This window comes from Tardibacter chloracetimidivorans (assembly GCF_001890385.1).
Taxonomy (GTDB): domain Bacteria; phylum Pseudomonadota; class Alphaproteobacteria; order Sphingomonadales; family Sphingomonadaceae; genus Tardibacter; species Tardibacter chloracetimidivorans.
Window position 1 is genome coordinate 2,197,125 of sequence record NZ_CP018221.1, and the last position, 15,264, is coordinate 2,212,388.

Below are 15,264 nucleotides of genomic sequence, written 5' to 3' on the forward strand. Positions count from 1 at the left end.
TCTTCGCGCTCACCGCGCCTTGTCCCACGGCCATTTGCCCTGGATTTCAACTTCAAGGGAAAAGCTGAGGAAGGTCCGGATCGCGACAATGCCCGCCAGTACCGCAACGCTTTGCAGCGTCGGCTCGATGGCGACGGTGTTGATGATGTCGGCGGCCACGAGGAACTCGAGCCCCAGCAATATCGCCTTGCCCAGATCAGAGCGAAGGCCATGCACGCCCCTGTCGCCGGTAGCGCCGGGCCAGCTTTCGCGCCCGAAGCGGAAAAGCGCGATGACGGCCCCGAGCACGATCACCGTGATTCCCACCACCTCGATCACCCTTACCAGCATATGGACGAGATCGAGAAGAGGATCACCGGTCATATATTCTCCCCAATCGTGGCTTTGCCTGTCCCACTCTCGGTCTGACAGCGTCTACGGTCAATGAATGCGGCGCTGACGGGTTCCTGCATAGGCGGGTGATCGCGCGGTGGAACAGCGGCCAGCGGCTGTGGTTTTCAATTGCAGGATGGTCCTGGTCGGAGAGGAACGATGACGGTCTGGAGCGGGATGCCGACCTTTTCGCCCGGCGAGGGGAATCTCCATTGAGCCCTTCCGACCGGACCGATCTCGCCCAGGACCGGACGAATCTGGCCGAGGACCGGACGGTGCTGGCCCATGAGCGCAGCTTTGCCGGATGGGTGCGGACCGGACTGGCGGCCGTCGGCGTCGGCCTTGGCTTCAACGCGCTGTTCAACGCGGCCGCGCCCGACTGGGCGGCAAAGGCGATCGCCACGGTCTTTCTCGTCATCGCGATATTCATTTTCTTTTCGGCAGAACGGCGCGCGCGCCGGATCATGTCCCATCTGGAAGCGCATAAGGTGACGGCGCTCAGGCCGGTGCGAATCCGCCTCATCAGCTGGGCGCTGGCGAGCGCGACGGCCGCCCTCGTCCTGGCGATCTGGGCGCTGGTCCCGCAATAACCCGGCCTTTTTCAGCGCCCGACCTGCACGACCGCTGGAACAACCCGCCCCGAAGAACCGTTACGCCATCATCCGGAAAAGCATTCGGGACGTGTCCCACCGGCCCTACCCGTTGCAGGAGCGTGCATTGGCAAGCGATGACAAGCCCTTGGTGGTGATCACCGGCGCGGCGGGCAACATCGGCCGTTCGCTCACTGCCGCGCTTTGCCACCGCTACAGCATCGTCGGCATTGACCTGAAAGGCGGCGGGACGGATTTCCCGGTCATCGAGGCCGATTTCACCAGTGACGATTCCATGGCCGCCGCCATGGAGAAGCTGCCCCGCTTCATTCTGCTGACGCTGCTGGGGGCGGGCATATGGACGGGGCTTCTGGCGATGGCCGGCTATTGGCTGGGCGCGGAATACCGCCAGGTGGCGCGCTATCTGGGCCCGACGAGCACCATCATCCTCGGCTCGGCCTTCGTCTATTACATCTACCGCGTCGTCACCTTCCGGCGGCGCTAGAGCGGTCGCCTATTCATATTGCGCGGGCAGATAGCCGTCGTCGACTGCATCGCTGAACTTGGTCGTCTGCTTGTGGAACATCATCGGGACGATGCCGGTCGATCCGTGACGCTGCTTGGCGACGATCACCTCGGCGCGGCCGTCGATCCGGTGCGCCTTGTCCAGCCATTTCTCGAACTTTTCCGAGCCGTCCTCCGGCTTTTTCGATGCGTGATAATATTCCTCGCGGAATACGAACAGAACGATGTCGGCGTCCTGCTCGATGGTGCCGGATTCGCGCAGGTCCGAAAGCTGCGGGCGCTTGTCCTCGCGTTGCTCCACCTGACGCGAGAGCTGCGACAGCGCTAGCACCGGGAGGTTCAGCTCCTTGGCGAGCGTCTTCAGGCCGCGCGTGATCTCCGAGATCTCGTTCACGCGATTTTCGCTCGCCTGGCGGCTCGAGCCCTGCAGGAGCTGGAGATAATCGACCACGATCATGCCGATGCCGCGCTGGCGCTTCAACCGCCGCGCGCGGGTGCGCAGCGCAGCGATGGAAAGCGCCGGCGTATCGTCGATATAGAGCGGAAGCTGCTGGAGATCGGCCGCCGCGCGGGCAAGGTTGCGGAACTCGTCGCGGCTGATCTTGCCCATGCGCAGGCTTTCGGAGCTTATGCCCGACTGTTCGGCCAGAATACGGGTGGCAAGCTGGTCTGCCGACATTTCCAGCGAGAAGAAGGCGACGCCCGCACCCGGCGACTGGCCTTCGTCGATGCCGTCCTGCCGGTCGCGGATCAACCGCATCGCGGCGGAAAAGGCCATGTTGGTGGCAAGCGCGGTCTTGCCCATCGCCGGACGCCCGGCGAGGATCACCAGATCGGAGCGATGCAACCCGCCGATCTTGGAGTTGAGCCCTTCCAGCCCGGTGGTGATGCCCGACAGATGCCCGCCCGAATTGAGCGCGCGCTCGGCCATTTCCACCGCCAGCATCGTCGCTTGGCCAAAGGTCTTGACGCCGCCGCCCACCTGCCCGTCCTCGGCGACGCGGTAGAGCGCGATCTCGGCCTCTTCTATCCGGCCGCGCGGGTTGACATCGGCCGAGGTATCGAGCGCGCCCTGCACCATGTCGCGCCCCACGCGCACCAGCTCGCGCAGCAGCGCGAGGTCGTAGATCTGCTCGGCAAAGTCCCGTGCGCCGATCAGGGCCGCGCTGTTGCCCGTCAGTTCAGCGAGATAGCCCGGCCCGCCCAGCGCGCGCATCTCCTCATCGCCTTCGAACAGCGGCTTCAGCGTGACCGGGCTCGCCACCATGTTGCGGTCGGCAAGCTTCAGCACCGCCTCATAGATGCGGCCGTGGAGGGGAGAAAAGAAATGCTCCGGCTTCAGCCTGATCTGCACATCCTCCACGAGGCGGTTGTCGATCATCAGCGCGCCTAGAAGCGCGGCCTCCGCCTCCACGTTCTGGGGCAGGCTGGCGGCTTCCGGCATATCGTCGGGCACGAGTCGTATCGGGGTTGAAACCATCCGGCCATGATCGGCCAATGAAGCCGGGATGCCAAGTGTCATTGCCGAATCAATCGGGGCACAAAGCTGCTGATAATCATGTGGATAGGCTGTGGATAACCGGACGCCTGATCGGCAAATGCCTCAGGCGGCCTCGCCCTGCGCCCTGTCCGCCACGCCACCCCCCAGCACGAAGCGGCGGTCGCAATAGCCGCAATCGACGAAACCCTTCTCGTCGATCTGGAGAAAGACTCGGGGATGGCCAAGCGGGCCGCCATCGCCGTCGCAGGCGACGCGGGCGGTTTCGACGCGGATGATCTCGGGCGGCGGTATCATGGATTGGCGCTCTAGCGCGATTCGCTGCTGGCGGGAAGAGGAGGATGCCGGGGGTTCCCGACGTTCCCGCCCTTGCGCTCGCGCGCGGGAACGCTATCGAGACCTGATGACAAACGCGGCAATTTCGATCCAGGGTCTGGAGAAGACCTACAGCAACGGCAAGCGGGCGCTGGACGGGGTGAGCTTCGACGTGCCGCGCGGGCAGATCTTCGGCCTGCTGGGGCCGAACGGCGCCGGCAAGTCCACGCTCATCAATATCCTCGCGGGCCTTGTGAACAAGACGGGAGGCAAGGCCAGCATCTGGGGGTTCGACATCGACGCCCATGCCCGCAACGCCAAGGCGTCCATCGGCATCGTTCCGCAGGAAATCCTGTTCGACCCGTTCTTTTCACCGGCCGAGGTGCTGGAGATGCAGGCGGGCCTTTATGGCGTGCCCAAACACAAGCGCCGCACGATGGAACTGCTCCGCGCCGTGCGGCTTGAGGACAAGGCCGACGCCTATGCACGCACCCTGTCGGGCGGGATGAAGCGGCGGCTGCTCGTTGCAAAGGCGATGGTCCATACGCCGCCGGTGCTGGTGCTGGACGAGCCGACCGCCGGTGTCGACATCGAGCTGCGCCAGCAGCTCTGGACCTATGTCAGGGAGCTGAACCAGGGCGGTGTCACCGTGGTGCTCACCACCCATTATCTGGAAGAGGCGGAGGAGCTTTGCGACCGGATCGCCATCATCAACCACGGCAGGCTCATCGCCAACGAGCCGACGCATGAACTGGTGGGGCAGGCGCATGAAAAACAGGTCGTCGTCACCATCGACCGCGATCTGACGGAAGTCCCCCAGGCGCCCTGTTTCGGCCGGATAACGCTGTCCGCGCCCCGGGTCGTCACGATCAGCTACGACCGGCGCAGGGTGAACGCCGGGGATGTGCTCGGCGCGCTGACGGCGGCCGGTCTGGGCATCGTCGACGTCTCCACCCAGGAGCCTGACCTTGAGGATGTTTTCCTGAGCCTGACGAGAGCCCCCGCCGATGGCTGATGTCGACGCGGATGTCATCATCATCGGCTCAGGCGCCGCCGGGCTGACCGCCGCGCTCACCCTCGCGCCGAGGCTGAAGGTGGTGGTGCTTGCGAAGTCCAACATCTCGTCGGGCTCCACCGCATGGGCACAGGGCGGAATCGCCGCGGTGCTGGAGCCGGGCGACACGTTCGAGAGCCACATCGACGACACCATGACGGCCGGGGCGGGCCTCAACAACCGCGATGCGGTGGAATTCGTGGTCGAAAACGCGCCTGCGGTGATCGAACGCCTCGCCGACCTTGGGGTCCCGTTCAATCCCGGCGAAGCAGGGGGAGAGCGCTGGCATCTGACGCAGGAGGGTGGCCACAGCCATCGCCGCATCGTCCATGTCGACGACGCCACCGGCATGGCGGTGCAGCAGGCGCTGGAAGCGGCCGCCGCCGCGCATCCGAACATCCACCTCGTGCCGGACATGGTCGCGATCGACCTCATCACCGGCCGGCATCAGGATTCGCCGGCCGCCGACCCCCGCCGCGTCTGGGGCGTCTATGCCTGCGACCGCGAAACCGGCCATGTGAGGCGGTTCACCGGCCGCGCCACGGTGCTTGCAACCGGCGGTGCGTCACGCGCCTATCTCTATTCGACCAACACCAGAGGGTCGACCGGCGACGGAATCGCCATGGCATGGCGCGCCGGGTGCCGCGTGTCGAACATGGAGTTCAACCAGTTTCACCCGACCTGTCTCTATCACCCCGAGGTCAAGAACTTCCTCATCACCGAGGCGATGCGCGGCGAAGGTGCGGTTCTGAAGCGGCCGACCGATGGCAGTCGCTTCATGCCCGATTTCGACCCTCGGGGAGAGCTTGCGCCGCGCGACATCGTCGCCCGCGCGATCGACCATGAGATCAAGCGCCTCGGCCTTGATTTCGTGCACCTCGACATCAGCCACAAGCCGGCCGATTTTATCACCGGGCATTTCCCCACCATTCACAAGCGGCTGCTCGATCTTGGCATCGACATCACCAGGGAGCCGATCCCGGTCGTCCCCGCCGCGCATTACACCTGCGGCGGCGTGTTGATCGACCTTGCCGGACGCACCGACCTGCCCGGCCTTTATGCGGCGGGTGAGGTCAGCCAGTCCGGCCTCCATGGCGCCAACCGGCTGGCGTCCAACTCGCTGCTCGAGTGCCTTGTGTTCGGCCAGGCGGCGGCGGCCGACATTCTGGCGAACTGGTCCGGCCTCGAACCGACGCCGTCCATCCGCGAATGGGACGAAAGCCGGGTCACCGATTCGGACGAGGAAGTGGTCGTCCACCACAACTGGCGCGAGATCCGGCGGTTCATGTGGGACTATGTCGGCATCGTCAGAACCACCAAGCGGCTGGAGCGGGCCTTGCACCGCGTCGCGCTGCTGCGCTCCGAAGTACAGGAATATTACAGCAATTTCCGGGTGACGCCCGATCTGATCGAACTGAGGAACCTGATCGACGTCGCCGACCTTATCGTCCGTTCGGCGCTTTCGCGGAAGGAAAGCCGCGGGCTGCATTACACGCTCGACTATCCCGAAACGCTGGCGCGGGGTGAAGACACGATACTTCCTCCAGCCCCTGCAAAATGACGCATCCACAGGAAGACGTCAGGCGGGGCATCATGCTCCGCCTGTCGAGCGCCGTGTGCTTTGCGATCCTGGCGGCGCTCGTGAAGCTGGCTTCGGCAGGGGGCATCCCCTTCATCCAGCCCATGTTCTTCCGCAGCTTCTTCGCGACGCTCCTGATCGCGGGCTATATCGCCGTGCTTCGCGACCCCGGACTGCTGAAGACGCAGCGGCCGAACGCGCATCTGTTCCGCTCCGCCATCGGCGGAACCGGAATGCTGTTCGTCTTCATGGGCATCGTGGCGCTGCCGCTGGACCAAGCGACCGCCATCGGCTTTTCGGCGCCCCTCATTGCGACCTTGCTGTCCGCCGTCTTCCTGAAGGAGAAGGTCGGGCGGCATCGCTGGCTTGCCACCATGATCGGCTTTTTGGGCGTCCTCATCATCATTCACCCCGATCCGGGCACAATGATCTCGCAAGGCGCTATATATGCGCTTGTCGGCGTGTGCTTCATCTCCGCCACCGCAGTCACCATCCGCCAGATCGCCGCCACCGAATCCGGAGTCACCATCGCCTTTTATTTCATGGCGCTGTCCTCGGTCGCACTTGCCGTCGCCCTGCCCTTCTTCTGGACGACGCCCACGTCCTGGCAATGGCTGCTGCTTGCGGGCATCGGCATCGCGGGCGGGCTTGTCCAGCTTACCAGCACCGTCGCGCTCCGATATGCACCTGTCTCCACCCTGGTGCCGTTCGACTATACCCAGCTTCTCTGGGCGGCGCTGGTCGCCTTCATCCTGTGGGGTGACGTGCCGGGCGAGGATACGCTGGCGGGCGCCGCGATCGTCATCGCCAGCGGTCTTTACATCGTCCACCGCGAGCGCAAGCTGAAGCTGCCGCATCCGCCGATCTCTCGCATCACCGACGGAGGCTGACGCAGGGCCTTATGCTCTGCTAAGGGGCAGCAATGGCTTCAAATCATCTCTATCTGGTCGACGGCTCCAGCTACATCTTTCGCGCCTATCACCGGCTGCCGCCGCTCACCAACACGCGTGGCGAACCGGTCGGCGCGGTCTATGGCTTCACCACCATGCTGTGGAAGCTGGTGGAGGAACTGAACCGCGACGAAAGCCCCACCCATCTGGCGGTGATCCTGGACGCTTCCTCCAAGACCTTCCGCAACGATCTTTACGACAAGTATAAGGCGCACCGGCCGCCGCCGCCCGAAGATCTGGTGCCCCAGTTCCCCATCATCCGCCAAGCGGTCCGCGCCTTTTCGGTGCCCTGCATCGAGGAGATGGGGCTTGAGGCGGACGATATCATCGCCTGCTATGCCGAAGCCGCGCTGAAACAGGGCTGGCAGGTGACGATCGTATCGTCCGACAAGGATCTGATGCAGCTGATCCAGCCGGGACTCGACCTGCTCGACACGATGAACAACCGCCGCATCGACCGCGATTATGTGATCGAGAAGTTCGGCGTGCCGCCCGAACAGCTTGGCGAGGTGCTGGCGCTGATGGGCGACAGCGTCGACAATGTGCCGGGCGTCCCCGGCGTCGGCCCGAAAACCGCGTCCGAGCTGATCCGCACCTACGGCAGCCTCGAGGCGGTGCTGGCGGCGGCCCCCGAGATCAAGAAGCCCAAGCTGCGCGAAAACCTGATCGCACATGCCGACAACGCCCGGTTGTCGCGCGAACTGGTGCGGCTGGTGTGCGACAGCCCCCTGCCGGAACCGCTCGACGACCTGAAGCTGAAGGGCATCCCGCCGGAGCCGCTGAAGGCGTTCCTCGCCGATCAGGGATTCCGCTCGCTGCTGACGAAGCTGGGCGGCGACATCCCGCCCCCGCCGGCCGCGCCCGAGCCGAGCGAAGCGGACGACCCGCCCTTCAACCATGACGACTATGTCTGCGTCACCGATGAGGCGACGCTTGATAGCTGGATAGCCGAAGGCTTTTCGGCCGGCGTGATTGCGGTGGACACCGAGACCGACAGCGTCGACGCCACCCGCGCGGCGCTGGTCGGGGTGAGTCTCGCGACCGCGCCCGGCCGGGCCTGTTACATCCCCATCGGCCATGGCGGCGACGGGCTGCTTTCCGAAGCGCCGAAGCAGCTTCCCCGCGATCTCGTACTCGCCAAGCTGCGGCCGCTGCTGGAAGACGAGGCGACGCTGAAGATTGGCCACAACCTCAAATACGATCTCATCGTCCTGCGCCGGGCAGGCGTCGACGTGACCCCCTATGACGACACGATGCTCCTGAGCTACGCGCTGGACGCGGGCCGCAACGGGCATGGCATGGACGAGCTGTGCAACCTGCACCTGAAGCACTGCCCCGTCGCCTTCAAGGACGTGTGCGGCACGGGCAAGTCCCAGATCACCTTCGACAAGGCCCCGCTGGATCGCGCGACCTGCTATGCCGCCGAGGACGCCGATGTGACGCTGCGGCTCTGGCGGCGGCTGAAGCCCCGCCTCGCGCGCGAGGGCCTGGCCCGCGTCTACGAGATGGTCGACCGGCCGCTGGTGCCCGTCATCGCCGAGACGGAGCGCGCCGGCATCAAGGTGGACAGGGAGGAGCTGGCGCGGCTGTCGGGCGACTATGCGCGCGAGATCATGCGGCTTGAGGGGGAGATCCACGCGCTGGCGGGCAGGCCCTTCACCATCGGCAGCCCCAAGCAGCTTGGCGAGGTGCTCTATGGCCAGATGGGTCTTGCCGGCGGCAAGAAGGGAAAGACCGGCGCTCATTCAACCGACGTCAACGAGCTGGAGCGGCTGGCGGCAGAGGGCGCGCCGATCGCGCGACTGGTGCTCGACTGGCGGCAGCTCTCCAAGCTGAAATCCACCTATACGGATGCGCTCCAGACCCAGATCAATCCGGAAACGGATCGTGTCCACACCAGCTTTTCGCTGGCGGTCGCCCAGACGGGCCGTCTGTCGTCCACCGATCCCAATCTCCAGAACATCCCCATCCGTACCGAACTGGGCCGCCGCATCCGCGACGCCTTTGTCGCGGAGCCGGGGCATGTGATCCTTGCCGCCGATTACAGCCAGATCGAGCTGCGGATCGCCGCGCACATGGCCGATGTGCCCGCATTGAAGCAGGCCTTCGCCGACGGGGCCGACATCCACAACCTGACCGCGCAGGAGCTGTTCGGCGAGGTCAACCGCGACACCCGCGGGCGCGCCAAGACGATCAACTTCGCCATCCTCTACGGCATATCCGCTTTCGGCCTTGCCGGACGGCTGGGCTGCGACCGGGGCGAGGCGCAGGCGATCATCGACCGCTATTTCGACCGCTTCCCCGGCATCCGCAACTATATCGCCGAAACGCTGAACGGCGCGCGCGAGACCGGCTATGTCACGACCCTGTTCGGGCGCAGGACGCACTTCCCCAACCTCACGTCCAAGAACATGAACGAGCGGATGGGGTCGGAGCGGGCGGCGATCAACGCACCGATCCAGGGCACGTCGGCCGACATCATCAAGCGGGCGATGACCCGCATGATCCCCGCGCTGGCCGCGGCGGGGCTGGACGGCACGCGCATGCTCCTTCAGGTGCACGACGAACTTGTGTTCGAGGTGCCCGAAGCCGATGTGGATCGCGCCTCCACGGTCATCCGCACGGTGATGGAAGGCGCGGCGGAGCCTGCGATCAGCCTTTCCGTGCCGCTGGGTGTCGGCATCGGCACCGGCGCGTCCTGGGGCGCGGCGCACTGAACCGGCGGTGGTCCAAGGGTGGACATGACCGGCGCGATGGCGAATAGGATGACGGGAAGCGAGGGGGTGCTGCAATTGGCGATCGGGTTGGGCAGCCGGGACTTCATCCCCGATGAGTGATCTTGCCGCGCTCGCCAAGGGTGGACGCACCAACTTTTTCGGGTTCCTGCTGCGGCTTGCAGCACGCCTGCCCTTCCTGTTCATCGCGGGGCGCATGTATGGCGCGGAGGCGCTTGGACGCTTCGCCTATGCGATCATCGTCGTGGAGTTTGCAGCCCAGATCGCAACGCTTGGCCTGAAGCGCGGGCTTGCCGAGCAGTTGAGCACCGATGGCCGGCCCGACACCCATGTGGTGTGGGACGCGCTTCTCGTCGGCTGGATCGTGTCAGCGATCGCGGCGGTGGTGCTGATCACGCTTCCGGGCCTGATGTTTCCGAACAGCGCCATCAACGGGCTGGACCGGCTGCTGCCGCTCATCGTCTTCGCGATCGTCGGTTCCGACATCACGCTTGCGGCGCTCGCCTATCGCCATGACATCGGGGCCACCGTTCGCGCCCGCTCGGTCATCGAGCCATGGGCGATCAGCATCGGCGCATTCGCCTTTGCATTCTATTCCACGCGCGACGGACTGATCCTGTCCTATGTCGTCTCGCTGGTGGCCGCGCTCATCGCCTCGCTGCTGCCCTTCGTCCGGAGCTATGGCTGGCCCCGGGGATGGCGGCCAAAGCCGGTGGAGCTTTTTGCGCTTGCCCGAAAGAATGTGCCGCTGGCGGGCGCGGATGCGATCGAATGGGGCTCGCGCCGCCTTGATCTCGCGATCCTCGGCCTGTTCTTTTCGCCCGCCGTGGTCGGCATCTATTATGTCGCCCAGCAGGTCGCCTCGCTTCCGCAAAAGCTGAAGACGAGCTTCGACCCCATTCTCGGGCCGGTCATCACCCGCAACCTTGCGAAAGGCGACAAGAAGGGCGTCGCCGCGCAGGTGGCGCAGGTCGGCTTCTGGATCATCGCCGCGCAGGCGGGGGTCGCGCTTGCGCTCGGCATCCCCGGCGAGGGCGTGATGGGGCTGGTTGGGCCGCATTTCGTCGCGGGCATCGTCATCCTCGCCGTGCTGCTGTCGGTGGAGGTGGTGGCCGCCACCGCCGCCGTATCGGAGGCCGGGCTGGTTTATGTCGCCAGGCACCGCAACCTGATGATCTCGCTGCTGATGGTCGGAATCCAGATCGCGCTGAGCTTTGCCCTGATCCTCGCGGCGCGCGCCTATCAGCTGCCCGAACTTGTCGCCGCCGCCGCACCCGCAGTCGCGCTGCTCATCGCGCTCGGCCTCGCGTCCGTCCTCAAGGCGCGCCTGCTGTCGCGCATTCTGGGCGCGCCCGTATCCGGCTGGCGCTGGGCGCTGCTCCCCGCCGTCGCGGTGGCGGTGGTGGTGGGCGCCGTCGTCACCCGCGTGCCCGAATGGGGGGAGCTGATCTTCGGCATCCCCGCCATTCTGCTGAGCTATGGGCTGGTGATCTGGTACCGGGGTTTTGGTCCCGACGACCGCGTGCTGTTCAGGATGAAAGCGCCGGAAGCGCCCTCACCCTGACCGGCCGCATCAATGCCGGAAGTGCCGCATTCCGGTGAAGACCATCGCCAGACCCGCCTCGTCGGCGGCGGCGATCACTTCTTCGTCACGAACCGAGCCGCCGGGCTGGATCACGGCGGTCGCGCCCGCCTCCACCGCCGCCAGCAGGCCGTCGGCGAACGGGAAGAAGGCGTCCGACGCAACGGCCGAGCCCACCGTTCGCGGCGCATCCCAGCCGTTCGTCTCGGCCGCCTCGCGCGCCTTGGCGGCTGCGATGCGGGCGCTGTCGCGGCGGTTCATCTGGCCCGCGCCGATGCCTGCCGTGGCGCCGTCCTTCGCATAGACGATGGCGTTCGATTTCACATGCTTGGCGACGGTCCAGGCGAACATGCAGTCGTCCATCTCGCGGGCGTCGGGCGCGCGCTTCGTCACGACCTTCAGCATGTCGCGGCTGACGCGGCCATTGTCACGGTCCTGAAGCAGCACGCCGCCCGCGATCACCTTCACCTGCTGGCCGCGCCGGGCCGGGTCGGGAAGATCGCCGGTCAGCAACAGGCGCAGGTTCTTCTTTTTCGCGAACACCGCCTTTGCTGCCTCGTCGGCGTCAGGCGCAGCCACCACCTCGGTGAAGATGCCGCTGATCGCCTCTGCGGTCGGTCCGTCCAGCGGACGGTTGACGGCGATGATGCCGCCGAAGGCCGATACGCTGTCGCACGCGAGCGCCTGGCGATAGGCCTCGATCAGCGTGTCGGCAGTGGCGACGCCGCAGGGGTTGGCGTGCTTGACGATGACGACGGTGGGCGGTCCGTCGCGGAACTCGCTGACCAGCTCCAGCGCCGCATCCGCATCGTTGAGGTTGTTGTAGGAAAGTTCCTTGCCCTGCACCTGCCGGGCCTGGGCGATGCCGGGCGCTGCCGGACCCATGGGCAGATAGAGCGCGGCTTCCTGATGCGGGTTTTCGCCATAGCGCAGCGGCATCGCCAGCCTGCTCGCCATCGCGCGGACGGGCGGGAACTTCTCGCCCTGGTCGACGCCCGCGAACCATTGCGAGATCATCGCGTCATAGGCGGCGGTGGCCGCGAACGCCCGGGCGGCAAGCCGCCTGCGCAGTTCCAGCGACGTGCTTCCGCCGCTTGCCTCGATCTCGGCGACGAAGGCTTCGTAATCGGCGGGATCGGTCAGGATCGCGACATATTCATGATTCTTGGCGGCCGAACGCACCATGGAAGGCCCGCCGATATCGATATTCTCGATGATCTCGTCGCGCGCAGCACCCCGCGCCACCGTTTGGGCGAATGGATAGAGGTTCACCACCACAAGATCGATCGGCGGAATATTGTGCTCGGCCATCGCCGCTGCATGTTCCGCATTGTCGCGCACCGCCAGCAGCCCGCCATGCACCTTGGGGTGCAGCGTCTTGACCCGGCCGTCCATCATCTCGGGAAAGCCGGTGTGGTCCGATACGTCCTTTACCGCAAGCCCCGCCTCGCGCAGCGCCTTGGCGGTGCCGCCCGTCGACAGCAGTTCCACCCCGTGCCGCGCAAGCGCCTGCCCCAGCGCCACAAGCCCCGTCTTGTCGGACACCGAAAGCAGCGCCCGCGTAACCTTAACCCCGCTCATTTTCTTGCTTTCCGTCTAGCCAGCCCGCCTGAAGGACCAGGCGACCGATCCGCCGCCCGGCACGATCACGCCGCTGATCACCATTTGCCGGCTCGCCTTTATGGCAGCTTCGCCGTCAATCCAAAGACTATCGTCAAAACTGAGCGTCCCGCCGCGACACCGGAATTGCCAGACCCGCCCATCGAGCAGCTTGATCAACGCTGCCTGCCCGTCGGCGGTGGGCACCGGCTCGACACCGGGTGCAAGATGGAAACGGATGTCGAAGCGAAGCTCGCCGCTCGCCCGCCGTTTCAGGCCGCGGCCGGCAACCGGCAGCAGCGTGTCCTCGCCCCGCAAATCCTGTCCGTTGGACGACAGGTAGAACCGCCTGCGATGCTCGATCCCGAACCGGCGCGCATAGCCGTCATGCCCCGCGTCCACCCAGGTGCCGGCCTCGTTTTCCTGCCGGTGCACCAGCACTTCGGCGACGCCCTTGCCCAGCATGCCGTCATTGCGGATGGAGGTGGAATTGACGTCCTCGATCACCAGCGTCGAATGCGCCGCCGTGGTCTTGAGCAGCCCGGTCAGCTCGGCAGGCAGCCGTCTTGGAGAGCCGATGTCGCCGCCACAGTTGACGACGATGCGCTGCTGGCCGTCGGCAAGCTCGAACGCAAGCGTGGAGGCGTGGCCGGTGCGGGAAAGCCGGGCAGGCGGCGGCGGGCCGACATCGCAGACCACCACCGTCTTGCCGCCCGTGAGCCGCTGGAATCCCCATTCGCTGCCGTGCTTGAGCGGACGGGCAAGCACGCCCGTGGCGGTGATCGCCCGCTCGATCCGCCCCGTGTCACAGGGACCGCCGCCATGCCACGACGACAACGCCCCGTCGCCCAGCGTCACACCTTTGAGCGCAGGGACCAGCCGGTCGATCGCCGGGTCATACCAGGGCGGCGGCAACAAACGGCGCGACGAATAGAAGGAACGGACGGTGACGAGCAGCTCAAGCAGTTCCAGCGCCTGCACCGGGGAGCGGCTGGCGATGCCGCCATCCTCATAAAGAAAGCCGCCGAGCGCCTTTTCCATCCCCGCCTGGCCGCGTGCCTGACGCGGCTCCCCGCCCGGGATCATCAGGCCCGCGACGGTGAGGCCGGCAAAGGCGGCGATGCGCGGCAGCCCGTCTTCCGCCTTGCTGGCGGACCGTTCCAGATGCCGGGCCATTCGCGCCAGCGCGTTGAGCACGGCCGAACGATAGACCAGATCGGACGACGACAGGATCAGCGGCGCATAGGCCGTCCAGAACAATATGCGCCAGCCGATCAGGTCCGGCCGCCAGCCCACGGGATCGAACTCGGCATGCTCGGCAAGCCAGAGCCGGGTCAGCGGTTCGGCCAGCCGCGCCGCCTCCGGCCGGGGCGAGGAGGCGGCGAGATCGCGCAGCCAGGCAAAGCTCTGCAACCAGTCCCGCGTCTCGGCCGACGCCTCGGCATTGGCGAAGCTCAGCGACTGGATCGGCACCGTCTCGCCGCGATGGACGAACTCGCCCTTCATCATCGCCGCGCCGACAGCCCCATCGCCGGAGATCGGATCGGTCGGGACGGTGATCAGCTTCAGCGGGAAGCGCCCACGCAGCCGCATCCGGTGCAACGGGCTTTTCCAGGCAAGCAGCCGGAACTGCGAGGCGATCCGCTCGGCAAGCGACACGCCGCGATCGCCACCGATGCGCACCAGCCGCTTGCCGGCTTCGATCTCTTCGGCCGGATCGCCCTGGGCCTCTGCTTCGGGCCGTGGCTGGGGGTTTCTATTCGCCACGCAATCGCCTGATGTTGTCGGCATAGGCGGCAGGCCCGCCGCGGAAGGTGGCCGTGCCCGCCACAAGCGCGTCCGCGCCCGCGCTCACCGCAAGCCGCGCCGTTTCGGCATCGATACCGCCGTCCACCTCAAGGTCGATGGGCTTGCCCAGCTTGTCGATCGATTTCCTGATCGCCTCGATCTTGCGAAGCTGGCTGGAAATGAAGCTCTGCCCGCCGAAACCGGGATTGACGCTCATCACCAGCACCAGGTCGATCTCTTCCAGTATGTAATCGAGCATCTTGGCGGGCGTGGCGGGGTTGAGCGAAATGCCCGCCTTCTTGCCCAGCGACTTGATGCGCTGGATGGTGCGGTGGACATGGGGACCGGCCTCGGGATGGACGGTGATGATGTCGGCCCCCGCCTCGGCGAAGGCATCGAGGAAATTGTCGACGGGGCTGATCATCAGATGCACGTCGAACGGCTTGTCCGAATGCGGCCGAAGCGCCTTCACCACCGCCGGGCCGATCGTCAGATTGGGCACGAAATGCCCGTCCATCACATCGACATGGATCCAGTCCGCCCCTGCCGCGTCGATCGCGCGCACCTCCTCACCCAGGCGGGCGAAGTCGGCGGAAAGGATGGAGGGAGAAATGCGGACGGGCTGTTGCATGGCCATGGCTTTAGCCTTGGCGGCCGCAAGCGGCAAGGCGGCCCGC

At 66.0% G+C, this 15,264-nt stretch carries 13 protein-coding genes; 7 read left to right on the forward strand and 6 right to left on the reverse strand.

Annotated features, from left to right (window positions below; all coding sequences use genetic code 11):
- Positions 1–9: 9 nt before the first annotated feature.
- Complete coding sequence (locus tag BSL82_RS11425; RefSeq protein WP_072597640.1) at positions 10–363, reverse strand: DUF1622 domain-containing protein; 354 nt, start codon at positions 361–363, stop codon at positions 10–12.
- Between the two features lie 221 nt (positions 364–584).
- On the opposite strand from BSL82_RS11425, the gene BSL82_RS11430 reads away from it, so the two are divergent.
- On the forward strand, positions 585–962 hold the full coding sequence (locus BSL82_RS11430) for a DUF202 domain-containing protein (RefSeq protein WP_072598743.1): 378 nt from the start codon (positions 585–587) through the stop codon (positions 960–962).
- Positions 963–1,089: 127 nt separating this feature from the next.
- Complete coding sequence (locus BSL82_RS11435) at positions 1,090–1,467, forward strand: DedA family protein (RefSeq protein ID WP_158010848.1); 378 nt, start codon at positions 1,090–1,092, stop codon at positions 1,465–1,467.
- Positions 1,468–1,476: 9 nt separating this feature from the next.
- Here the strand turns inward: BSL82_RS11435 and BSL82_RS11440 are convergent, their stop codons facing one another.
- The gene (locus BSL82_RS11440) at positions 1,477–2,967 is read right to left on the reverse strand and encodes a replicative DNA helicase (protein ID WP_072598744.1); all 1,491 of its coding nucleotides are present in this window, start codon (positions 2,965–2,967) and stop codon (positions 1,477–1,479) included.
- 123 nt (positions 2,968–3,090) lie between these two features.
- The gene (locus BSL82_RS11445; protein ID WP_072597642.1) at positions 3,091–3,282 is read right to left on the reverse strand and encodes a zinc-finger domain-containing protein; all 192 of its coding nucleotides are present in this window, start codon (positions 3,280–3,282) and stop codon (positions 3,091–3,093) included.
- Between the two features lie 106 nt (positions 3,283–3,388).
- Here BSL82_RS11445 and BSL82_RS11450 point away from each other — a divergent pair, with 106 nt between their 5' ends.
- The 5 genes from BSL82_RS11450 (at position 3,389) to BSL82_RS11470 (ending at position 11,182) form a co-directional block, all read left to right on the forward strand.
- Positions 3,389–4,315, forward strand: coding sequence for an ABC transporter ATP-binding protein (locus BSL82_RS11450; RefSeq protein WP_072597643.1), 927 nt, complete (start codon positions 3,389–3,391; stop codon positions 4,313–4,315).
- A complete protein-coding gene (gene nadB, locus BSL82_RS11455) occupies positions 4,308–5,915 on the forward strand; it encodes an L-aspartate oxidase (protein WP_072597644.1) in 1,608 nt (535 codons plus the stop codon). Before BSL82_RS11450 ends, nadB begins: the two co-directional genes overlap by 8 nt.
- 32 nt (positions 5,916–5,947) lie before the next feature.
- Positions 5,948–6,823: a DMT family transporter gene (locus BSL82_RS11460; protein WP_226998443.1), complete on the forward strand. Its 876-nt coding sequence runs from the start codon at positions 5,948–5,950 to the stop codon at positions 6,821–6,823.
- A gap of 32 nt (positions 6,824–6,855) precedes the next feature.
- Complete coding sequence (gene polA, locus BSL82_RS11465) at positions 6,856–9,600, forward strand: DNA polymerase I (protein ID WP_072597646.1); 2,745 nt, start codon at positions 6,856–6,858, stop codon at positions 9,598–9,600.
- A gap of 112 nt (positions 9,601–9,712) precedes the next feature.
- Positions 9,713–11,182 carry a lipopolysaccharide biosynthesis protein gene (locus tag BSL82_RS11470; RefSeq protein WP_072597647.1) on the forward strand — a complete coding sequence of 490 codons (1,470 nt, stop codon included), beginning with the start codon at positions 9,713–9,715 and terminating at the stop codon, positions 11,180–11,182.
- A gap of 9 nt (positions 11,183–11,191) precedes the next feature.
- Here the strand turns inward: BSL82_RS11470 and purH are convergent, their stop codons facing one another.
- Genes purH through rpe form a run of 3 tightly spaced genes read right to left on the reverse strand, consistent with a single transcriptional unit; the run spans position 11,192 to position 15,218 of the window.
- Positions 11,192–12,781 (reverse strand): bifunctional phosphoribosylaminoimidazolecarboxamide formyltransferase/IMP cyclohydrolase, encoded by a 1,590-nt coding sequence (gene purH, locus BSL82_RS11475; RefSeq protein ID WP_072597648.1) that lies wholly within the window; start codon positions 12,779–12,781, stop codon positions 11,192–11,194.
- Between the two features lie 15 nt (positions 12,782–12,796).
- Entirely contained in the window at positions 12,797–14,566 is a 1,770-nt protein-coding gene (locus tag BSL82_RS11480) for a heparinase II/III family protein (protein WP_072597649.1), read from the reverse strand.
- Positions 14,556–15,218, reverse strand: coding sequence for a ribulose-phosphate 3-epimerase (gene rpe / locus BSL82_RS11485; protein ID WP_072598745.1), 663 nt, complete (start codon positions 15,216–15,218; stop codon positions 14,556–14,558). The genes BSL82_RS11480 and rpe overlap by 11 nt, the downstream gene beginning before the upstream one ends.
- Between the last annotated feature and the right edge of the window lie 46 nt (positions 15,219–15,264).